General features: G+C 37.5%; 20 protein-coding genes. 9 read left to right on the top strand and 11 right to left on the bottom strand.

The annotated features are described in order from the left end of the window. Window positions 1–132: 132 nt before the first annotated feature. The 5 genes from AC1M9N_RS10760 to AC1M9N_RS10740 all read right to left on the bottom strand — a co-directional run bounded on the left by AC1M9N_RS10760 (window position 133) and on the right by AC1M9N_RS10740 (window position 5,472). A complete protein-coding gene (locus AC1M9N_RS10760) occupies window positions 133–2,010 on the bottom strand; it encodes a 5'-nucleotidase C-terminal domain-containing protein (protein WP_481954733.1) in 1,878 nt (625 codons plus the stop codon). Window positions 2,011–2,071: 61 nt separating this feature from the next. Further along, on the bottom strand, window positions 2,072–3,667 hold the full coding sequence (locus AC1M9N_RS10755) for an FAD-dependent oxidoreductase (RefSeq protein ID WP_481954732.1): 1,596 nt from the start codon (window positions 3,665–3,667) through the stop codon (window positions 2,072–2,074). Continuing rightward, complete coding sequence (locus tag AC1M9N_RS10750) at window positions 3,664–4,125, bottom strand: hypothetical protein (RefSeq protein ID WP_092767835.1); 462 nt, start codon at window positions 4,123–4,125, stop codon at window positions 3,664–3,666. Before AC1M9N_RS10750 ends, AC1M9N_RS10755 begins: the two co-directional genes overlap by 4 nt. A 163-nt stretch (window positions 4,126–4,288) precedes the next feature. Next, window positions 4,289–4,903 (bottom strand): YidB family protein, encoded by a 615-nt coding sequence (locus AC1M9N_RS10745; protein ID WP_092767832.1) that lies wholly within the window; start codon window positions 4,901–4,903, stop codon window positions 4,289–4,291. A 101-nt stretch (window positions 4,904–5,004) separates the two neighbouring features. Then, window positions 5,005–5,472, bottom strand: coding sequence for a DUF6231 family protein (locus AC1M9N_RS10740; RefSeq protein WP_481954731.1), 468 nt, complete (start codon window positions 5,470–5,472; stop codon window positions 5,005–5,007). Window positions 5,473–5,503: 31 nt separating this feature from the next. Between AC1M9N_RS10740 and AC1M9N_RS10735 the strand changes: the two genes are divergently transcribed. Next, on the top strand, window positions 5,504–6,379 hold the full coding sequence (locus AC1M9N_RS10735) for a DUF2797 domain-containing protein (RefSeq protein WP_481954730.1): 876 nt from the start codon (window positions 5,504–5,506) through the stop codon (window positions 6,377–6,379). Between the two features lie 35 nt (window positions 6,380–6,414). Here the strand turns inward: AC1M9N_RS10735 and lpxB are convergent, their stop codons facing one another. After that, on the bottom strand, window positions 6,415–7,584 hold the full coding sequence (gene lpxB, locus AC1M9N_RS10730; RefSeq protein ID WP_481596355.1) for a lipid-A-disaccharide synthase: 1,170 nt from the start codon (window positions 7,582–7,584) through the stop codon (window positions 6,415–6,417). Between the two features lie 186 nt (window positions 7,585–7,770). On the opposite strand from lpxB, the gene AC1M9N_RS10725 reads away from it, so the two are divergent. The 3 genes from AC1M9N_RS10725 (at window position 7,771) to AC1M9N_RS10715 (ending at window position 10,574) form a co-directional block, all read left to right on the top strand. Then, on the top strand, window positions 7,771–8,646 hold the full coding sequence (locus AC1M9N_RS10725) for a sulfite exporter TauE/SafE family protein (protein WP_481954729.1): 876 nt from the start codon (window positions 7,771–7,773) through the stop codon (window positions 8,644–8,646). Window positions 8,647–8,909: 263 nt separating this feature from the next. Next, window positions 8,910–10,001: a 3-deoxy-7-phosphoheptulonate synthase gene (locus AC1M9N_RS10720; RefSeq protein ID WP_051586615.1), complete on the top strand. Its 1,092-nt coding sequence runs from the start codon at window positions 8,910–8,912 to the stop codon at window positions 9,999–10,001. Between the two features lie 48 nt (window positions 10,002–10,049). Further along, window positions 10,050–10,574: a protein-tyrosine phosphatase family protein gene (locus tag AC1M9N_RS10715; RefSeq protein WP_481596357.1), complete on the top strand. Its 525-nt coding sequence runs from the start codon at window positions 10,050–10,052 to the stop codon at window positions 10,572–10,574. 10 nt (window positions 10,575–10,584) lie between these two features. On the opposite strand, the gene ispF is transcribed toward AC1M9N_RS10715, so the two are convergent. Further along, window positions 10,585–11,070 (bottom strand): 2-C-methyl-D-erythritol 2,4-cyclodiphosphate synthase, encoded by a 486-nt coding sequence (ispF, locus tag AC1M9N_RS10710; RefSeq protein WP_092767822.1) that lies wholly within the window; start codon window positions 11,068–11,070, stop codon window positions 10,585–10,587. 98 nt (window positions 11,071–11,168) lie between these two features. Between ispF and AC1M9N_RS10705 the strand changes: the two genes are divergently transcribed. Beyond that, window positions 11,169–11,822 carry an A1S_1983 family putative colistin resistance protein gene (locus tag AC1M9N_RS10705; protein WP_481596406.1) on the top strand — a complete coding sequence of 218 codons (654 nt, stop codon included), beginning with the start codon at window positions 11,169–11,171 and terminating at the stop codon, window positions 11,820–11,822. A gap of 23 nt (window positions 11,823–11,845) precedes the next feature. Here the strand turns inward: AC1M9N_RS10705 and AC1M9N_RS10700 are convergent, their stop codons facing one another. The 4 genes from AC1M9N_RS10700 to AC1M9N_RS10685 form a co-directional block, all read right to left on the bottom strand. Continuing rightward, complete coding sequence (locus tag AC1M9N_RS10700; RefSeq protein ID WP_481954736.1) at window positions 11,846–12,694, bottom strand: EamA family transporter; 849 nt, start codon at window positions 12,692–12,694, stop codon at window positions 11,846–11,848. Between the two features lie 77 nt (window positions 12,695–12,771). Further along, on the bottom strand, window positions 12,772–13,809 hold the full coding sequence (gene fba / locus AC1M9N_RS10695) for a class II fructose-bisphosphate aldolase (protein ID WP_035269168.1): 1,038 nt from the start codon (window positions 13,807–13,809) through the stop codon (window positions 12,772–12,774). Between the two features lie 132 nt (window positions 13,810–13,941). Next, window positions 13,942–14,190, bottom strand: coding sequence for a hypothetical protein (locus AC1M9N_RS10690; protein ID WP_481592481.1), 249 nt, complete (start codon window positions 14,188–14,190; stop codon window positions 13,942–13,944). Between the two features lie 120 nt (window positions 14,191–14,310). Then, window positions 14,311–15,498 carry a phosphoglycerate kinase gene (locus AC1M9N_RS10685; protein ID WP_481954728.1) on the bottom strand — a complete coding sequence of 396 codons (1,188 nt, stop codon included), beginning with the start codon at window positions 15,496–15,498 and terminating at the stop codon, window positions 14,311–14,313. A 138-nt stretch (window positions 15,499–15,636) separates the two neighbouring features. Between AC1M9N_RS10685 and AC1M9N_RS10680 the strand changes: the two genes are divergently transcribed. From AC1M9N_RS10680 to AC1M9N_RS10665, 4 genes are all read left to right on the top strand, one after another. After that, window positions 15,637–16,020, top strand: coding sequence for a DUF2237 family protein (locus AC1M9N_RS10680; RefSeq protein WP_035269188.1), 384 nt, complete (start codon window positions 15,637–15,639; stop codon window positions 16,018–16,020). Continuing rightward, window positions 16,020–16,631 (top strand): Maf family protein, encoded by a 612-nt coding sequence (locus AC1M9N_RS10675; protein WP_481592480.1) that lies wholly within the window; start codon window positions 16,020–16,022, stop codon window positions 16,629–16,631. Before AC1M9N_RS10680 ends, AC1M9N_RS10675 begins: the two co-directional genes overlap by 1 nt. A gap of 1,190 nt (window positions 16,632–17,821) precedes the next feature. Beyond that, window positions 17,822–18,988 carry a ribosomal protein uL16 3-hydroxylase gene (locus AC1M9N_RS10670; RefSeq protein ID WP_481954727.1) on the top strand — a complete coding sequence of 389 codons (1,167 nt, stop codon included), beginning with the start codon at window positions 17,822–17,824 and terminating at the stop codon, window positions 18,986–18,988. Window positions 18,989–19,098: 110 nt separating this feature from the next. Continuing rightward, window positions 19,099–20,769: an FMN-binding glutamate synthase family protein gene (locus AC1M9N_RS10665; protein WP_481589291.1), complete on the top strand. Its 1,671-nt coding sequence runs from the start codon at window positions 19,099–19,101 to the stop codon at window positions 20,767–20,769. Window positions 20,770–20,787 lie beyond the last annotated feature (18 nt).

Here is a 20,787-nt window from a genome sequence, read left to right as displayed (position 1 = left end):
AAACAAAAACTCATGCATGTTTATTTTTTAAGCAAATTTATGTTTTTTACACTAAAAAATACACAAAAACGATTAATTAAATTAAAAAACCCCAATTAAATTGAGGTTTTTCAGATCAAAAAGCTCTAAATCTTATTCTATGTATTTTTGAGTACTATAATATGAAGTAGGTAATTTTCGAATTGTTTTTATTTCTTGATGACCATCTATTGAATTTAAGTAATTTAAGAATGCTTCTGCATAGTCCAATCCAACATCTATTCGACGATCACCTGTAATTTTTTTCAATGTATGATAGTAATCAGCCCCATCAGCTAAAAAATTGATGGTTACAATTTTATATAACTGATTTAAATCTAATGGCACAAGCTGGTCAGACCTATTTCTGACTTGAATATTTGTAATACGCTTTCCATTAGGCTGCGTCATATCAACTTGCCAAGTTAATCCAGCCGTATATGGATAACTTCCAGTATTTTTTTGTTCAATCACGCCTGAAATGGCATCTTCAAGCGTATCTTTAATTTCTTGACCAGTCATATTCAATTGAACGAGCGTATTTTTGAAAGGTAAGACTTGGTAGATATCTGCTACAGTGATATTTCCTTTCGCCAAATCAACTCTTACTCCACCTGCATTTTGAAATGAAATATCAGCATTAAAATATTCCTTGCCTTGTTTAAGAAATGCTTCGGCAACCATTTGTTGAATATCACCACCATGGGCATCGACATGCGCATTCAAATTACACACATCACCTAAAGATGATCGTGAGCGATCAAATTGAGTTCCCGGCACACGTCTTGAACATAAATTATCAACTGCCTGCCCAACAACTTTGACTGCAAATAATTTTTTAAATTGCTTATAGGGCTCTAAGACACTCAAAATATTTTGATCTTCTTTAATAATAGAAAAAGGAGCTCGTTCTTTTTCGAATTGATGTTCTATATATTTTTTTTCTTGATCACTGACTCTTTCATTATTTTGCTTACGTTTAAAATCATCGCCAATTAACACATGCGGTGTACCCATACAACTTTGAACCGCACCATGTGCATTAAATTTTACGTTAAGTTCACCAACCAAATAACTGTATTGCCATGCTTGAGCAACACAAACAGATTCGCCATTTTTATTTTTCAATTGTAATGGGTAGGTAGCGACAGGAGACATACCATACTTTTCTAATATATGAGGTCCAAACAATGTGTGAGAGTCGCCTCCAATTATCACATCCACATCCGTAAGTTCTTGTGCTAATTTTTGATCTAGCTCATAGCCTACATGTGTTTGTAAAATAATTTTTTTAATTCCCTGTTTTTTGAGTTGATTAATCTCATTTTGAGCTACTGTAATTTCATCTCGGAATAATGTGTCTTGATTTGGTTGAGAGGAATTTTTAGTTTTTGATGCAATGGTGAGCCCCACAACCCCATATTTTTCCCCATCCCGCTCAAGAACAATAGATTTTTGAATCCGATCTGTCTGATATAAAGGTGAACTCACCCCAAATTCAACATTTGCAGAAAGAATCTCTGTTTGCTCTTTACAGTGTCCTTCGTCTAAAAAACCAATAAAATCTTTTAAGCCTTGATCTTTTGCATCAAATTCATGATTTCCCAAGGTAAAAGTATCAAAACACACTGTATTCATCATTTCAGCGTCAGCTTTTCCATTTGAGAGGTTATAATACAAATCTCCTGTTATCGCATCACCAGCATGAATTTTCACTACATTCGGATGATTTTCTGCCATTAGATTCATAAATGTTGCTACACGAGAAAATCCACCACGCGAAACGACTAGTTGTTCTTCACCATGACCTAAATCAAAATTAAAGCTAAGCTCTTCACCATCTAAATGGGAGTGATGGTCATTAATATGAAGAATTTTTAACTCTGAGGGTTGTGTAATATTAGGATTAGATTTTTGGTCATCTCCACCACAACTACTTAGCAATAACGATGTCGTTAAGAGAAGAGCTGTTATTTTTTTCTTGTTCTTCATTTGAATACTCCTTATTTAAACCAAGAGTATTCAACGAAGATATGACATTATGATGGTGGATTTATGACACTTTATCGAAATTACTGATTTTATATTTTTCCGCAAATCGCTCAGCTAATGCCGTAATGGTCAAACTCGGATTAACACCGACATTCACAGGAATCGCACTTCCATCAACTACATATAAGCCTTGATAGCCAAAAACCTGATGATTAGAGTCAATCACACCTTTAGAGGAATCTTCAGCCATAACTGCACCACCCAATATATGCGCTGTAACAGATAAGTGCCCCATACTTTCCAATATATTATTCTGTGCTTGACCACCACTTACTTCAGCAAATTTTTCCGCAGCTTCATTTGCTAACGGTATAAAAGACGGCGCTCTTTCTCCAACTGAAACCTGCGTTTTCAAAAAACGCCTAAAACCTCTGAGTGCAGTACGTCCATATACAAATCGTAGTTGATTGTCTGCCTGTTGCATGACGGTTAATACAGTGACACGTTTATGCCAGTTTTTAGAACGCCATGATCGAGTTGAAACAAAGGGGTGTAGAAAAAAATGCTTTAAAACATAGAGTGCACGTTTTACAGGTTGATCGCCATTGACCAGTGGTCCCATATAAAACTTCATAAACTCATAACTTGCTGGAAATCGATTCTGAGTAATATGTGTTTTGTCATCTGCATGAAAATGACTGGAAATGGTCGTCCCTCTCGTTAAATCTATTGTTTTATCATTATTAGAGATTGCAACAATCGCCTCACTATTGGTTCGAATATGCTCACCTAACTGACCAGAAATATTCGGTAAGGTTTTGTACACTTCTCTTGAAGCAAACAGAATTTCAACGGTTCCTATAACACCTGCGGATAGAATGACCTGTTTCGCAGAGTAATCTTGTTTTTCTTTAGAGTTAAATGACTGATATGTATGAATGATATATTTTCCATCAACATGTGAAAGATGAGTCACTTTGGTTTCTGGAATAATCTCAACTCCATTGTTCTCTGCAAGATATAAATAGTTTTTATCCAAACTATTCTTCGCACCCTGCGCACACCCCGTTATACAATTTCCGCACTGATTACAACCTATTCGTTCGGGACCTTGACCATTCAATAGCGGATCACTCACCCATTGATGAGGATCACCAAAGTAAATTCCCTGTGGTACGGTGTCGAAACTATCTCCAGAACCCATTTTTTCTGCTGTTTGTTTTAACCACTCATCTTGCTGACCTTTATATGGATTTAAACTTACACCTAGCATGGACTGAGCCATCTGATAGTGCGGTTGTAATTCCCTCTCCCAGTCTTCTGACAAATGACTCCAAGTTGGATCACGATAAAACTTTTGAACTGGTTTTAACAACACAGCAGCATAAATAACACTGCCACCACCAACGGCAACCCCTCGAACCACACCCATATGTTGGAATACGTCTTGTGCAAGAAAACCCTTCATCCCTAACGTCGGTGCCCAATTTAAGTATTTAGAACTCCGACTTGCTCGATGTAAATCATCTTCAGTGAGCCTTCTTCCCTGCTCTAGCACAGCTACTTTTAATCCAAGCTCAGACAATCTTAGCGCAGATACACTTCCACCAAAGCCTGAACCTACAATAATGACATCATATTCAAATTTTGATTTCATACATCACGACTTAGAATAAATGGAAATGAAAAATGCTTTAAAAAAGGAAGATTAATGATAGTCATACACAACATCGTATGTTCATCAAGCTGTCTTAACTCATCAACCACCCAACGCCATGGAATTGGTGCTGTCTTGCCATAATACAAGGCGATCGTTTGTTTTCCATCAATCAAAGACGCCTCTTCTAGACACTCCATTTGAAGCTTTTCACTTCTCTGACCGCGATTGAGTAAAATATTAGTGACTAAATTTTGATTGATGAATTTTTTCCCAAACCATCCCCCCAATCCACTTAAAAATAAACTCGGTGCTGCAGACACTCTTAACCACCAAGGACCAATAAACTGAGCCTTATATTCTCCTTGTCTCATGGCAAGTGGCGCGGATGACAGTTGTTGATAGGTTGCCTTAATCGAGGTCAACGAAGCAGTGATTAAATGCTCCTTACGGATCATGAATTTCTCCCTCAATGATTTTTGTTTTATTCAGCATGTCCTATGCTTCTTTATGAAATATATCAATCGTTTAAATTTTATTCCACTTACATACTTTGATCGATTGCATAAAAAAAGCCGAATGTATGTCACATCCGGCTTTTCAACTCAAATTAATTTCACTTTATTTCTTTAAAAATCCTGATACAAGATTCAACACATTTTGTATATCTGAATTCGCTTCTTGTGGATCGGTCTTATTTGCTTGAGGTGTAAGCGAATCAATAATTTGTGGTAAGACTGAAGAAATCGCACTGTATACATCCTGTTTAGGAACTTGCGCTTCTTGTGCGACTTGCTCTACATCTTGCTGATCAAATAAATTTTGAACCTGTTGCGTGCTGACATTGGCATTTTCGCCAGGACCAGTTGAAACCCAATCATCCACTTGACTCGTCAGACCCTGACCTTTCAGTTGATCAAGTGCACCTTGCAAACCGCCATTTTTTTGAATCCAATTGAGAATTAAAGGAACTACTGCGATTAATAAGGTTTGAGCGTTTAGACCTGATGATTTGCCTACACCACCAGGTTGACTACCCGATAAACCACCAAGTACAGATCCCAAAATCCCTCCCAATCCACCTTGTTGTTGGTTTTGATTGGTCTGATTATTTTGTCCCGTTAAACTCCCGAGTACAGAACCAAGTACACCACCCAATCCCGATTGATTAGATTGTGGATTACCGCCTAAGGCCTGTTTCGCTAAAACTTCAACGATATTACTTAAATTTGTCATCAAGACACCTTTACATTCTTATTTTCATTGATCAGCATATCGTTTAAAACATGGCTTTGTACATTGAAATTGTTGTGTTTTGATAAACTCAAAGTTTGCCATTACCATCTAAACTTATTCCAATTTTCTGGATTAGCCCAAAACTTAGAATTAAACCAATCTGGCACATGCTTATAATTCAAAATATTGAATTGCCATAAGGCGAAATCTTGCTCTGTATTTTTTTGCTCAATGAGCTGCGTGAATCCCAGACTTCTTAATAATTGTTCATCTGCAATATGACTCAACACGACGATTCTTTTTGCCATTAAATCACGCAGTTTTACCAGCATTTGTGATTTATGATGGGTTGATAGTGTTTCCATCTGTTCATTATTTAAAATCACAACACCTAGATCATAGCGTTGCTGAAAAGGAAGCATTAAAAATTCAGTTACGTTAAAATGATTCCACTGGATTGTTTGAGCATAGTCTTGGCTGAGATCCTGACCAAGACATACGGCAGTTTGAATTGGCTGTTCTTTAGATAAATCGTCTAGCATTGACGTGATGACATTTTTCTCAGCCATGAGCTGCACCTTATTTGAGTGAGATTAAAGCATGGAATTACAGGGCATTTGTCATAAAATGCACGCTGGTTTAACCAACCTAAGTGTAACTGAACAACAAACACAACAGGCAAATGTTGAATATAAATTTATTTTAGATCGTTCAGAAATCAATCTCCCGTTCAACTTAGGTCAAGAAATTGAAATTGAATGGACCGGCAAAATTTACTGTGTTTCCTGTGGGAATAAAACACCAAAATCATACTCCCAAGGTCACTGCTTTAAATGCATGAAAACGAAAGCAGCCTGTGATATGTGTATTATGAAGCCAGAAACATGCCATTACCATTTAGGGACTTGTCGTGAAGAAAGCTTTGCTCAAGAAGTATGCTTTCAACCCCATATTGTCTATCTTGCCAATTCAAGTGCATTAAAGGTTGGCATTACCCGTTTAGGTCAAATGCCAACACGATGGCTAGATCAAGGGGCTACCCAAGCTTTACCTATTATGAAAGTGGGCTCTCGTCGGTTATCAGGACAACTTGAAGTCATGTTTGGTACGCAAGTCGCTGATAAAACAGACTGGAGAAAATTGCTGAAAGGTGAAGCGGAAAAGGTAAATTTGTTAGAGATCAGAGATGAATTGTTCACGGAGTTTGAACCTCAAATTGAAACCATTCGAGATGAGTTCAGCATGAGCCTAGATTTCAATGAAAATGTAGAAATTTTAGAAAACGAACTTCCTCGTGAATTCATTTATCCTGTCGATCAATATCCTGAAAAAATTAAATCGCATAACTTAGACAAAACGCCAGTCATACGTGGAAAACTGCACGGTATCAAAGGACAATATCTGATTATGGACACAGGTGTAATCAATATACGCAAATATACGGGTTATGAATTAAAAATTCGTGCTGATTCATAATGCTAAATCAATAAGGCCTCAATATGAGGCTTTTTTTAAAGGATAGATAGAATTGCGTGCACTGGATCTTCATTTTGATCCGACAATAGTTGCTTGTGCATCGTCAACAATTGCATAGATTGTATTTTTGAGTTTTCGATATTCATCAACAACTCAATCTCATGTGCTAAGTTTTCTGGAGTTGCATCATTCTGGATTAACTCCTGAATTACTTTTTTACCTGCAATAATATTAGGTAAAGAATAATAAGGAATTTTCACTAAAAGTTTCGCGATCCAGTAGGTCAAACTATTTAATTTATAAAAAGTCACCATAGGACGATGCAATAACATCGCCTCAAGTGTTGCTGTACCCGATGCCAACGCCACAATATCACTGGCATCCATGACCATCCGACCTATTTTAGATTCCGCGTCAATATTTTCCATTAACTTGATATTATCTCTGAACCTATCTGGGTAACCTATTAGGATCTGCTCAATTTGTTGTTTACGAGCCTCATTGATGGCTGGAATTAAAAATTGATACTCAGGATATTTTTGATGGACAATCTTCGCTGCATCTAATACAAGCGGTCCTAACTTATCAACTTCACCACGACGACTTCCAGGCAGTAATGCGATATGTTTTTGTGCAGGATTTAAACCGAGCGCCTGCTTTGCATCGAGTATAGGATTTTCCAGCGGTAGTTGATTAGCGAGAGGATGTCCAACGAATACCGCTGGCACATTAAATCGATCATAAAAAGTTTTTTCGAATGGAAATAGACAAAGTACCAAGTCAATTGTGGCTTTAATCCCATGAACACGACCTTGACGCCATGCCCAAACTGAAGGACTCACATATTGAACAGTCTTAATTGGCAACGATTTTTGCTTTATTTTTTTTGCTAAGCGCAAGTTAAAATCTGGTGCGTCTATCCCTATAAAAATATCAATAGGTTGTTTAGTCCATTGATCAACCAAGCCATCTCGAACCGCAAAAAGTTTTTTAATATCTTTTAATACTTCAACAATTCCCATCACCGATAGAATATCCATCGCATAATAGCTTTTAAAACCCTCTGCAATCATTTGAGGACCGCCAATTCCTTCAAATTCAGCATCAATTCCCTGCTCTCGAAAACGACGTATTAATTTGGCGCCTAAGGTATCACCTGAAACTTCACCAACCACAATGCCAATTTTAAGTTTTCGATTTTGCAAATGAATATCCTCTCTCATGCTCTACAAGTATCTTAACATAAGCAGCTCATAACAGATTGAGTTCTTGAAATATCTTAACTTAGCGATGCTTTATCTTATTTTTGAATAAGTAAATGAATAATCAAGACAACAGCTTATATTCAAAAATCATAAGATATGCCGGTTTTCTGATAAGTAGCATAAACGATGTACGGTTCTATTGAATATATTTTAGCAGGTGTTTTAGTTGGATTCTGTGTAGGGGTTACTGGCGTAGGTGGCGGCTCACTTATGACTCCTATCTTAATTGGTTTATTTAAAATTGAACCACATATTGCAATTGGTACAGATCTACTTTATGCCGCGATTTCTAAGTTTTGCGGCTCTTTTGTACATGCAAAAAAGCTTAATATTGTTTGGCCCATCGTCATTTGGCTTGCGATCGGAAGTATTCCAGCCTCTTTAGCCACAACTTGGGTTTTAGACAACTATTTGAGTCAATCTACACATTACAAAGCCATTCTCACGATGGTCTTAGGCTTTATGCTGACCATTACTGGTATTTCAATTGTATTCCGTACCCAGATAGAAAAATTCTTCAAGAAATTTTCTAAAGAAGTTACTGAAGAGGAAGTTGAATTAACTCGAGAAAAATTAAAGCAGAAGCGTTTATATATTGCTTTAATGGGTATTGTATTGGGTATTTTTGTGACCTTATCTTCAGTTGGCGCGGGTGCATTCGGCATTATGGCGCTGATCATCATGTTCCCTAATTTACCTATGATTAGAATTATTGGTTCTGACGTTGTCCATGCAGTTTTACTGACGCTCGTGGCAGGTATGGGGCATATGAATTCAGGTAATGTGGATTTCAATTTATTGATGTGGCTTTTAGTCGGGTCAATTCCTGCAATCATCGTTGGTACGTTGGTGAGCTCCCATTTACCAGAAAAAATTATTCGTAAGGTACTGGGCATCACCTTATTTGCCATTGGTGTTAACTTCATGCTTAATCCAGTCAAAGCAAAACCTGTGACCGCGCCTGAGGCAGTTATTGAAACATCAACTCAAGCTCATTCTTAATTTAGTATCATGTTCAAACTATAACCTCAGTGAAGCTGTATATTTCACTGAGGTGAAATTAAATGATTTATTCGATTTAATAATTTTCAAAATTTAAAATCATTCTATACAATACAAGCAGAAACTCTGATTAATACCAAAAAGACAATTTCATTACTTTTTTTTATTAAATCCATTCAACTTTTTGATAACAAATGATCTACTGAATCATGCTATATTCAATAGATTGAACATTTTCTTGTAAAAACGAACCAGTGACGGCAATGAATACTTTACAGTCAAATTCTATCACCCAAAACGACATTGATGACGTGAATGTACAAAGCATTCAGCCTCTTGTTACTCCTGCTGAATTAAAAACAGAATTACCGTTAACTGATAATGCATACCAAACAGTCCTAAAAGGTCGTGAAACTGTACGTAATATCTTAGATGGCAACGACAAACGTTTATTCGTAGTCATTGGACCGTGCTCTATTCACGATCCTGCAGCAGCTCATGATTATGCTGATCGTTTAAAAGTTTTAAGCGAAAAAGTGAAAGACACGCTTTATATCATCATGCGCGTGTATTTCGAGAAGCCTCGTACAACAGTGGGTTGGAAAGGCTTAATTAATGACCCTGACATGAATGACTCTTTCAACATTGAAAAAGGTTTACGTTTAGGCCGTAAATTATTGCTGGAACTCAATGAGAAAGGTCTGCCATGCGCAACTGAAGCGCTTGATCCCAACTCTCCACAGTACTACCAAGACTTAATTTCTTGGTCAGCAATCGGTGCACGTACAACAGAGAGCCAGACACACCGAGAGATGTCTTCAGGTCTATCATCTCCTGTTGGCTTTAAAAATGGTACGGATGGCGGTCTCACTGTTGCGACCAATGCGATGCAGTCTGTAAAACATGGTCATAGTTTCCTTGGCTTAAATGACCAAGGTCAAGTTTCAGTTATTCGTACTAAAGGTAACCAATATGCCCATGTCGTTTTACGTGGTGGTAATGGCAAACCGAATTATGATGCTGGCTCTGTAGCAGAAGCTGAAAATGCATTAGCGAAAGCAAAAGTAAGCAACAAGATCATGATTGATGCGAGTCATGCCAACTCTAATAAAGACCCATACCTTCAGCCATTGGTTCTAAAAAATATCACTGAACAAATTTTAGATGGCAATAAATCGATCGTAGGTATTATGGTTGAAAGTCATTTAAAAGGTGGCCGCCAAGATATTCCTGCAAATCTTTGCGATTTAGAGTATGGTAAGTCTGTTACAGATGGATGCATCGATTGGGAAACAACTGAAAAAGTTTTGTTGGAAATGGATGCAGCTTTGAAAGACGTTCTACCACAACGTTAATCAGATAAAACGCCATCACACGATGGCGTTTTTTTATAAGGTTAAATCATGGATCAACTCGAAAAAGAACTTAGCTCAATCCCCCATTTTCAATTTGTTCATGAGCATTTGTTTAGCTCAGGTCAGCCAAACGAAGAACAACTTAAATCGATTAAAGCTTATGGTATCGATACCATCATTAATCTCGCTTTTAATGATGCTACACCGAACTTAAATCACGAGGATCGCTTAAGTGCTGAAATTGGTCTTAACTACATCCAAGTCCCTATTGATCCAGAATTTCCACATGACGATCAATGTTTATTTGTGCTCGATCTGATCGACCATCTCGTTAAAGAGAAAATGGTCTGGATACATTGCACCAAAAATCATCAATGTAGTTCATTAATCTATCTGTACCGACTACATTATATGAATATGGATTTATCTACAGCACATGAGCTATTACACCAAGTATGGGAACCCAACAACACTTGGACTGGGTTAATGCACGCAGTCGGCTTACAGTTGCAAGGACGTAAAGCCACTCAAGAACTGCAAGCCTCTTTGATGAAAGCGCAAAACTTTGAATGATCAAAATTGCTCATTGATGACTAATTAATACGGTCGCTGTAGACAGGATTCCTTCCTGACGACCAGTAAACCCTAATTTTTCAGTGGTAGTGGCTTTAATACTAATCTGATTGATATCCACATCAAGTACATCTGCAATACTTTGACGCATATCTAAATTATGTTTCGCTAATTTTGGACGCTCACAAGCCACTGTAATATCCGCGTTATTCAGTTGATAACCACGATCCAATATCAACTGATAAACATGCTTTAATAAAACCTTACTGTCCGCGCCTTTGAACTGTTCATCAGTATCTGGAAAGTGCTGTCCAATATCACCGAGCGCTAAAGCACCCAACAATGCATCACAAAGTGCATGTAAAACTACATCTCCATCAGAGTGTGCTTTCAAACCATGTGTATGCGGAATACGAATACCAGCCAATGTGACATAATCGCCTTCCTCAAAAGCATGAACATCAATACCTTGACCTATACGAATAGCTAAGCTCACATTGAACTCCTTTACACAGTTTTTGAAAATGAAATCTTGTATTCTTTGATTCTTGTTCGCTATAGTAGATGCGCAAACATTTGAAAGTATAAGCGATGATGTTGTCAAAAAGCGTATCAAGTTGGATGAAACCTTTAATTTCTATCTTTTTCATTGGATTAAGCAGTGTTTCTGTCGCACAGGCACAACTTATTCAATGCGATAAGCCTCAATCAAATTTTAAAAATTCCATGATTTGTTCTGTTGATTTTTCATCTTTGAGAGATGAATTGAATGAACGCTTTTTAACATCCTACTTAGTTACCGATGCACCAACTCGATTAATTCAAGATACACAACAGCTTTGGCTGAATCGACTGCAGCAGTGTAAAAATAAAAATTGTGTGTCATTACAAATCAATCAACGCATTGATGATTTAAACTTTTACATGTCAATGAATCAAACGCTTACTCAGCATTACATCAAGTTTGAACAAGGTAAAATTGCAGCGCAACCTGTACACCTTAAGATTCATCAATTAAGCAAGGATCGCGTCAAAATTGAAGGTATTGCTTATCGTAGCCCTAACAATCGCCTAGAAACCCAGACCATCCCATTATTGGCTTATACAACCACTCAAAACAAACACGAAATTATTGATAATGAGCATGATTGTCAGTACAAACTCAAATATCAAAAATCATTACTGATTGTCTCAACTGAGCAAACAGGCTGTGAGCGCTTTAGTGGAATCTATCGACTATATGATTAAACAGAGTGTATGCAAGTTCACAGTTAAATTGCGAATGCTAAACACAACACTCCTGTGATCGCTAACAGAATACCTAAGCTGTTTTTTAGGGTTATTTTTTCTTTAAAAACTAATATACCTGCGATCACACCTAACACTACGACTAGAATATTCATACCAGCGAATACGATTGCAGGTGAATCCTTTAACAACATATGTGCTTTCACATAAAGTGCAATATTGGCAAAATTCAATACACCTAAACTTAGTCCAGCAAGAAAATTTTGCAATGACCATGATGTTTGACGCAGGGACAAATATCCCATGGAAATAATTAAAGCAAACACAAACATCAAGTTTAAACTGACTGCAAATTTTAACCCTAAACTTGTACTGTATTTTAACAGAACATCTACGAGTGCATAGCCAAGCCAAACTGCGAGCAAATACATTCCTGCTTTTTTTGTTTGCAATGTTGGTGTCGATGTTTTAGAAAAAATGATCAAAACAATTGCACTCAAACCCAATGCAATACCAATCAATTTCAGGGTGCTAAATTTTTCTTGGAAAAGAAAATAGGCTGCCAACAATGAAAGAACAACGGATAATCTTTGCGCGATTTCAGTTCTGATAATTCCAGCTTGATCAAGTGATTTGGAAAGCAGCAAGAATATTGAGGGTAAAGCTATTCCCAACAACCCAATAAGCCACCAAGGTGTGGAGGTTAATGATATTTGGTAGAGATCTGGCTCAAACCAAAAAAAACAGAGTATCGTGGCGATGGCATAATTCCACGCAATCATTTGCATGACATCAAATCCACGAGACTTACTAAACTTCAATAAAATCGATACTAGTACACTGCATAAAGCTGCTGAAAAAATCAGTTCCATAATTTGCTCTTGTTTTTTATTCAAGAAAAAGCCCACAATCACTGTGGGCTTTTTAAAATTATAAATAATTTTATTAATTATTTATAACGATCTACCATTTTCTCTAAAGAAATTGGGCGAATCTTGTCAGCATGACCTGCTGTACCAAATGCAGTATAACGATCTACACAGATTTGCTTCATTGCTTCAACAGTTTGAGCAAAGAATTTTCGTGGATCAAATTCACTTGGTTTTTCAGCCATCATACGACGCATAGCACCTGTTGAAGCTAAACGTAAGTCAGTGTCGATATTGATTTTACGTACACCGTGTTTAATTGCTTCAACCAACTGCTCAACAGGAACACCGTAAGTTTCTTTGATGTCACCACCGTATTGGTTAATAATCGCTAACCATTCTTGTGGAACTGAACTTGAACCATGCATTACAAGATGAGTATTTGGAAGTGCAGCGTGGATCTCTTTAATACGATCAATCGCTAAAATATCACCTGTAGGTGGACGCGTAAATTTATAAGCGCCGTGTGAAGTACCAACCGCAATTGCTAACGCATCAACGTTAGTATCAGCGACAAATTGAGTCGCTTCCTCAACCGAAGTAAGGAGTTGTGAATGATCTAGAACGCCTTCAGCGCCAACACCATCCTCTTCACCAGCCAAACCAGTTTCAAGGCTACCTAGGCAACCAATCTCACCTTCTACAGATACACCACACGCATGTGCCATTTGAACAACACGACGAGTTACATCTACGTTGTAATCATAAGTTGTTGGTGTTTTACCATCTGCACCTAATGAACCATCCATCATTACAGATGAAAAGCCCAATTGGATTGAGCGTTGGCAAACGTCAGGATCAGTACCATGGTCTTGGTGCATCACAACTGGAATGTGTGGCCATTCTTCGATTGCAGCCAAAATAAGATGGCGTAAGAATGGAGCACCAGCATATTTACGAGCACCAGCAGATGCTTGAACAATAACAGGTGAATTTGTTTCATCTGCGGCTAACATAATCGCGCGCATTTGTTCTAAGTTGTTTACGTTAAACGCTGGTACGCCGTAACTATGTTCTGCGGCGTGATCCAAGAGCTGGCGCATTGAAATAAGAGCCATAATTTCCTCCCAGGTAATGCTCCATATTCTAACCTGACCTGTGTTTCAATTCAGCAACAATTGACAGTATTTCATAAAAAATCCCTGCAATTGCAGGGAGATTTTCAATTTAATACTTATTGAAGTAGAAAATCACTCCGCCGTTGCTTGATCAGCAGGTGCATTTGCAACTTCTTCAGGAACATCTGTATTATTTTCATCTTGTAATGGCTGATCAATAGCATCGATAGCCGCTTGTTGTTCAGCACTAATATCTGATGCTTCAACAGCAACTTCTGATGTTGATGTTTGATCTGCCGCTGGTGCACTTTCTTGTTTAGAACAAGCCGTCATTGCAAGAGTAGCAGTCAATAGTGCAATTACGCCTAATTGTAATTTCATGATGTTATTCCGCATGATAAATCAGATTATGATCATAATATTTCAAAATTATTTCATTTTCATGACGAAAATTAGTCATAAAAAAAGACCTTCTTAGAAGGTCTTTTTTCTTAAATCCAATTAAGCGCGTTCAAGTAGAACAGCGACTGCTGGTAATGTCTTGCCTTCTACAAATTCAAGGAAAGCACCCCCACCCGTTGAGATATAACCAATTTTGTCAGCAACTTCATACTTATCAATCGCAGCTAAAGTATCACCACCACCGGCAATAGAGAAACCTTCAGATTCTGCAATCGCTAAAGATAGCGCTTTCGTGCCCTCACCAAATTGATCAACCTCAAATACGCCTACTGGACCATTCCAAAGAATTGTTTTTGAAGTTTTTAAAATTTCAGCAAACGCTTGAGCTGTTTCTGGACCAACATCAAGAATCATGTCATTGTCAGCAACATCTTCAACTTTTTTCACTACGGCTTTTACTGCCGCTAATGAGCCAAGGAAGTCATCAAAGTTAATTTCTGATGCGTCAGCAACAACAACATCTGTTGGCAATGGAACCGATACTTTCGCAGCAATTGCTTTAGCTGTATCGATTAAATCATTTTCACAAAGTGATTTACCAACGTTATAGCCCGCAGCTGCTAAGAATGTATTCGCAATACCGCCACCGACAATGAGCTGATCACAAATATCTGATAACGATGTTAAAACATCAAGTTTAGTCGATACTTTTGAACCCGCTACGATAGCAACCATTGGTTTTTCAGGCGTCTGAAGCGCACGACCGAGTGCGTCTAATTCAGCGGCAAGTAATGGACCTGCTGCTGCAACTTTAGCAAGACGAGCCACACCTTCTGTCGATGCTTCTGCACGATGTGCAGTACCAAATGCATCCATCACAAACACATCACAAAGTGCTGCATATTTTGCTGCTAACTCTGGATTATTTTTCTTTTCGCCTGTGTTAAAGCGACAGTTTTCAAGTAACACAACTTGGCCTGGCGCAACTTCAACACCATCCAAATATTCAGTGAGTAATTTAACTTCTCGACCCAATGCTTCAGTTAAGTAGGCAGCAACAGGTGCAAGTGATTGTTCAGCTTTAGGCTCACCTTCAACTGGACGACCAAGGTGAGAATAAACCATTACTGCTGCGCCTTTTTCAAGAGCGGCTTTAATTGTTGGCAATGCAGCGCGTAAACGTGCATCACTCGTAATCACACCATTTTTAACAGGAACGTTTAAGTCTTCACGGATCAGAACACGTTTACCTGCTAAATCGAGGTCAGTCATACGCTGAAAGTTCATGTATAGCTCACTTTATAGATATTAAAACCGCATAGATTCTAAATGATTATGGTAAAAAAGGTGAGTAAAATTTCAGAAAAGCTGTAGAAATCTTTAGATTTGATTATGATAGATGGAGTCGAACCATAAAGTGTTACTATGTCTATCCATCCAGATCCAAGTATTAATCGTTTAAATGTTTTCGGCGAACCGCTCGCCAGTTGTTGTTTTGATCCTATCACAGGATATTTCAGAAATGGTTTTTGCCACACTGCGCCGTCTGATTTAGGTCAACATACAGTCTGTGCCGAAATGACGTCAGAATTCTTAAGTTTCTCGCAACGAATTGGGAATGATTTGACAACACCACTACCCGAAGTTGGTTTTCCTGGTTTAAAGCCTGGTGATTTCTGGTGTATTTGTGTGACGCGCTGGGTTGAAGCTTATCAGAATGATATGGCCCCGAATTTAAAACTTCAGGCTTGTCATCAATCAGTACTTGCTTATGTCCCGATCGACATTTTAATGGAATTCTCAGTGTAATGAATCATCATGTTGCTTCAACGTCAGCAAGAATTATTTTAGCTTCTGGCAGTCAGACACGTAAGGAACTACTTAATCGATTACATATCGATTTTGAACAAATATCACCCGATATCGATGAGACTCCGCGTGGGGAAAGCCATGCCGATGATCTTGCCTATCGACTTGCATATGAAAAAGCAAAATATTTTGCTGAGAAAGATCCAGATGCGATCGTTATTGGTTCTGATCAGGTGGCTTGGCGTGAAGGCGCACCTGATATATTTATTGGAAAACCTTTATCTCCTGAAAAAGCAATCAAACAACTTCAAGCAAATTCAGGAAAAATTGTTTATTTCAGTACAGCTTTGAGTGTTCAACACGCTTCATCTGGGTTTGAAGAAACCATTGTTGAACATTATAAGGTCAAATTTAGGCATTTGAATCTGGAAGAAATTCAGCGTTATGTCGCACTTGAACAACCTTTACAGTGTGCTGGAAGTTTCAAATGCGAAAGTTTGGGCATCAGCTTATTTGAAGAAATGATTGGGCAAGACCAAACCACGTTGATGGGCATGCCGATGATTCAATTGTGTAAAATTTTACGTGAATTGAAAATTCTAGTGCCTTGATACGTTGCATATTAATAAATAAGACCGAGTTCAATAACTCGGTTTTTTTGGAATTATTTGTTACTAGCAACTGATGAATGAAATAAATACCCTATTTTTAGCTCAAAAAATTACAACTGAGCTAAATTAATTTATATACACAAAGCTGTGGAAAATTGATCGATAAGCGATCTCAAAACATAGAAATTGTAAAAAAGTTCAAATGATCATATTTGGGTTGTTCATTTCAAGTTAAGAATATGAATTACATGAACAAGTTAAGAAACTTTGTATAACATCCATTATCTTAGTTTAAGTTATCATTGTTAAAGTTTTTTTCAATTTTGGATACTATCTTTAGGGGGATACATATGCATGATAACTTCTGGAATAGATTTCTACATATAGAAAAAAAACTAAAAGAATTTAGTACTCACGTAGATTTTGACATTAGAAACAATAAAACTTTTTCTATAGAAATAATGAATTTGTATCTTACAATTTGTTCAGAAATTGAAGCAATTTTTTAAAGCTTGTACATCTAATATTGGTAATTCATTCAACTTTAGAGATTTTCGTGAATACTATAAAGATGAAACACAACTACAAAGTCTATCTCTCTTAAAGTCTAACGTAAAAATTAAATATACATCTTTAAAATTCACTCCATTTGATAAGATAGATAGCGATGAAACAATTTTATGGTGGAATCACCATAATAAAATTAAGCATGATCGTGAAATTAATAGAAATCTCGCGAACTTAAAAAATCTATTAGACTCATCTAGCGCACTTTTTTACTTAACTTAGTCCACAGATTTGTAGTTCAAGAAAAAATATACCTTATACCCCCTCCTGAAATTTTCGAAACAAAAGACTTCTTGGTCAGCATTCATTCTTCAGGAGGTGGGCTTATATATGCATCCAAAGCCTGTATAAATAGTTTTGGTGTTGAAAGCCCTTTTGATGATGATTAGTTTAGTTAATATTTGATTCAATAAATCTGCCTCATTTAACATAATGGCTTTTATACGATATGAAATTCCCTCAAAGTGTAAATTAATTATTTCTTTAAAACAGCTATATTCATTTTTTTTCATATTCATTTGTCTCATCCATAAGCAAGAAAACATGCGCTTTTAAAGCCGTGTCACTTGCAGAACTTGCATCGTTCAAGGGACAATAAGCCAAACTAAATTGTAGTCCTTATTATGTCCCAAACTTTAGACGTTCTCGGCGGTATTAGCGCTGAACAATTCCTTACGGAATATTGGCAAAAAAAACCGCTCCTCGTTCGTAATGCAGTTCCTGAAATTGTGGGTTTACTTGAACCCAATGATGTTATGGAGCTTGCACTCGATGAAAACGTGACTGCACGTTTGATCAAACAAAAAGATCGTGACCCTAATCAATGGAATGTGAAGTCATCGCCACTGCTCAAAGCAGACTTCCAAAAAATGCCAAAATTATGGACACTACTCGTTCAAGCGGTCGATCACTATTCGTTTGATCTTGCTGAGTTATGGAAAAAATTTCCTTTTATTCCTCAATGGCGTCGTGAAGATATTATGGTGTCTTACGCACCACAAGGTGGTTCTGTCGGTAAACACTTCGATTTTTATGATGTATTTTTAGTTCAAGGTTACGGACATCGCCGTTGGCAATTAGGCCAAATGTGTGATGAACAGACAGCACTCGTTGCAGGTCAGCCTTTAAAACTTTTGCAAGAAATGGAAGTTCATTTTGATGAAGTTTTGGCGCCAGGAGATTTACTATATGTCCCACCTAGTCTTTCTCATTATGGCGTAGCTGAAGATGAGTGTTTAACCTATTCTTTCGGTTTCCGCATGCCAAATATCTCAGACATGATGGATAGTCTTGGTGATTCTTTTTCAGAACAAGAGCAACTGAAAAAACCATTATTAGATATCACACGCTCTGTCAGCACTGCTGTCGGCGAAATTTCAGATCATGAGCTTAGCTATTTGCGCGAACAACTTTTAGCTCAACTGCAAAATCCTGAGATGCTAAATGAAGCCATCATGTGTCTCGCTTCGCAACCTGGTTATCCTAACAATATTCCAGAAAATGACGAAATTGGAACAGGTGATTTAGAAGAAGCACTTGAAGAAGGTTATTTATTAAAAATCGAACCTGCTTCACGTTTGCTTTATAGCAACTTCAATGATGAACTTAACTTTTGGGCAAATGGAGAACGCTTATGCATCTCCGAAGAATTTAAACCCCATTTAAAACGTATCGCTGATGGTGAAATGATCGCTTTGGATGAAAATTTATTTGATCAACACATTCTTGAAGATCTCGCGGAACTCTTGAATAATTCGATCATTATGTTGCTTCCTTCGGAAGAAAACTAAACCCATAAATATAAATTGTTAGCTTACATCTGTAAGCTAACAATTCACTACTTGTCTGATTCCATAGAAGTTCGTATGGTAATTGCAGTAAAGAACGATGGAAAATAAAAATGGCAAGTCCTGCTCAAGCAATAAGACATAAATTACTGAACACTTTTTTTTCAAGGCATTCTGTATGGTTCGCATGTATTATCATCGCCCTGAGTATTACATGGCTTAGGCTATTTTACAGCCCCCATTATATTTATTATTTTCTATCCGACAGTGTCATTAATATTATTTGGCTACTGACCAGTTTACTCAGTGTCTTAGGCCTATATGATGTACTTCAAAATAAACATTCGATTTTAAAGAACTACCCAATCATGGGGCATTTTCGCTTCTTATTTGAAGATTTCAGACCCGAAATTCGTCAATATTTTATTGAATCAGACCAAGACGCTTTACCCTTTTCAAGAATGCAACGTAGCTTAGTTTATCAGCGTGCAAAGAATGAAAATGCTGATAAGCCTTTTGGTTCAATTATTGATGTATATCAAGATGACTATCGTTTCATTACTCACTCTCTTGCACCGAAACTCCCAGCTGATACCAGCACCTTCCGTATTAAAGTGGGTAATGATCAGTGTGCTCAACCTTATAGTGCATCAATCATGAATATCTCAGCAATGAGTTTTGGGAGTTTAAGTGCTAATGCAATACGCGCACTTAATCTCGGTGCCCACATGGGTCAGTTCTATCATGATACTGGCGAAGGAAGCCTAAGCCCCTACCATCTTGAAAATAATGGAGATATTGTTTGGCAAATCGCCAGTGGATATTTTGGTTGTCGAACTGAAGACGGTCTATTTGATCCTGAAAAATTTAAAGCTCAAGCCAAACATCCCAATATCAAAATGATTGAGCTAAAACTGTCTCAAGGTGCAAAACCAGGTCACGGCGGTATTTTACCCAAACATAAGATTACAGAAGAAATTTCGAAGATTCGTGGTGTTCCTCGTGATCGCGATTGTATTTCCCCGCCAAGCCACCCTAGCTTTAATACACCGATTGAAATGATGCATTTTATTCAAAAGTTACGTGAACTATCAGGTGGTAAACCTGTTGGATTCAAATTATGTATCGGACAGCCTTGGCAATTTATGAGTATTGTCAAAGCGATGCTTGAAACCAATATTGTTCCTGATTTTATCGTCGTAGATGGATCAGAAGGTGGAACCGGTGCTGCACCGATTGAATTTAGCGATAATATCGGAACGCCACTGCGTGAAGCGCTCTTATTTGCACACAATACCTTAGTAGGTGCTGGATTAAGAGATAAAGTAAAAATTGGCGCAAGTGGTAAAATCATCAGTGCTTTTGATATTGCGAGTACCTTTGCCTTAGGTGCAGATTGGGTGAATTCAGCTCGTGGATTTATGTTTGCTGTCGGTTGTATCCAAGCTCAAAGTTGCCATACCAATCAGTGTCCAGTTGGGGTAGCAACACAAGATGCTGAGCGCCAAAAAGCAGTCCATGTACCAACGAAAGCAGAACGTGTTTATAATTTCCACAAAAATACATTGCATGCACTGGCGGAAATGATAGCAGCTGCAGGTTTAAATCATCCGAGCGAAATTAAAGCTCATCATCTCGCGCAACGTATAAATGATCGTGAAATCAAAAATTATGCTCAATTACATTTTTGGTTAGAATCAGGTCAATTATTAAACTGTAAAGATAGAGATGAAGAAAATTTCTATTTCAGAATGTGGAATTTGGCAGATGCCAGCAAATTCTAGTTTCGTCAAAAAGGTGCT

This window comes from Acinetobacter sp. ANC_7655 (genome assembly GCF_056784015.1).
The sequence above is the reverse complement of the archived record's forward strand: the minus strand, read 5'-3'. Positions and strand labels throughout refer to the sequence as shown.

Bases quoted from the DNA above. Each gene is read 5' to 3' on its own strand.
- AC1M9N_RS10760 (WP_481954733.1), bottom strand. From the start codon at position 2,010: ATGAAGAACAAGAAAAAAATAACAGCTCTTCTCTTAACGACATCGTTA.
- AC1M9N_RS10755 (WP_481954732.1), bottom strand. From the start codon at position 3,667: ATGAAATCAAAATTTGAATATGATGTCATTATTGTAGGTTCAGGCTTT.
- AC1M9N_RS10750 (WP_092767835.1), bottom strand. From the start codon at position 4,125: ATGATCCGTAAGGAGCATTTAATCACTGCTTCGTTGACCTCGATTAAG.
- AC1M9N_RS10745 (WP_092767832.1), bottom strand. From the start codon at position 4,903: ATGACAAATTTAAGTAATATCGTTGAAGTTTTAGCGAAACAGGCCTTA.
- AC1M9N_RS10740 (WP_481954731.1), bottom strand. From the start codon at position 5,472: ATGGCTGAGAAAAATGTCATCACGTCAATGCTAGACGATTTATCTAAA.
- AC1M9N_RS10735 (WP_481954730.1), top strand. From the start codon at position 5,504: ATGGAATTACAGGGCATTTGTCATAAAATGCACGCTGGTTTAACCAAC.
- AC1M9N_RS10725 (WP_481954729.1), top strand. From the start codon at position 7,771: ATGTACGGTTCTATTGAATATATTTTAGCAGGTGTTTTAGTTGGATTC.
- AC1M9N_RS10720 (WP_051586615.1), top strand. From the start codon at position 8,910: ATGAATACTTTACAGTCAAATTCTATCACCCAAAACGACATTGATGAC.
- AC1M9N_RS10715 (WP_481596357.1), top strand. From the start codon at position 10,050: ATGGATCAACTCGAAAAAGAACTTAGCTCAATCCCCCATTTTCAATTT.
- AC1M9N_RS10705 (WP_481596406.1), top strand. From the start codon at position 11,169: ATGTTGTCAAAAAGCGTATCAAGTTGGATGAAACCTTTAATTTCTATC.
- AC1M9N_RS10700 (WP_481954736.1), bottom strand. From the start codon at position 12,694: ATGGAACTGATTTTTTCAGCAGCTTTATGCAGTGTACTAGTATCGATT.
- fba (WP_035269168.1), bottom strand. From the start codon at position 13,809: ATGGCTCTTATTTCAATGCGCCAGCTCTTGGATCACGCCGCAGAACAT.
- AC1M9N_RS10690 (WP_481592481.1), bottom strand. From the start codon at position 14,190: ATGAAATTACAATTAGGCGTAATTGCACTATTGACTGCTACTCTTGCA.
- AC1M9N_RS10685 (WP_481954728.1), bottom strand. From the start codon at position 15,498: ATGAACTTTCAGCGTATGACTGACCTCGATTTAGCAGGTAAACGTGTT.
- AC1M9N_RS10680 (WP_035269188.1), top strand. From the start codon at position 15,637: ATGTCTATCCATCCAGATCCAAGTATTAATCGTTTAAATGTTTTCGGC.
- AC1M9N_RS10675 (WP_481592480.1), top strand. From the start codon at position 16,020: ATGAATCATCATGTTGCTTCAACGTCAGCAAGAATTATTTTAGCTTCT.
- AC1M9N_RS10670 (WP_481954727.1), top strand. From the start codon at position 17,822: ATGTCCCAAACTTTAGACGTTCTCGGCGGTATTAGCGCTGAACAATTC.
- AC1M9N_RS10665 (WP_481589291.1), top strand. From the start codon at position 19,099: ATGGCAAGTCCTGCTCAAGCAATAAGACATAAATTACTGAACACTTTT.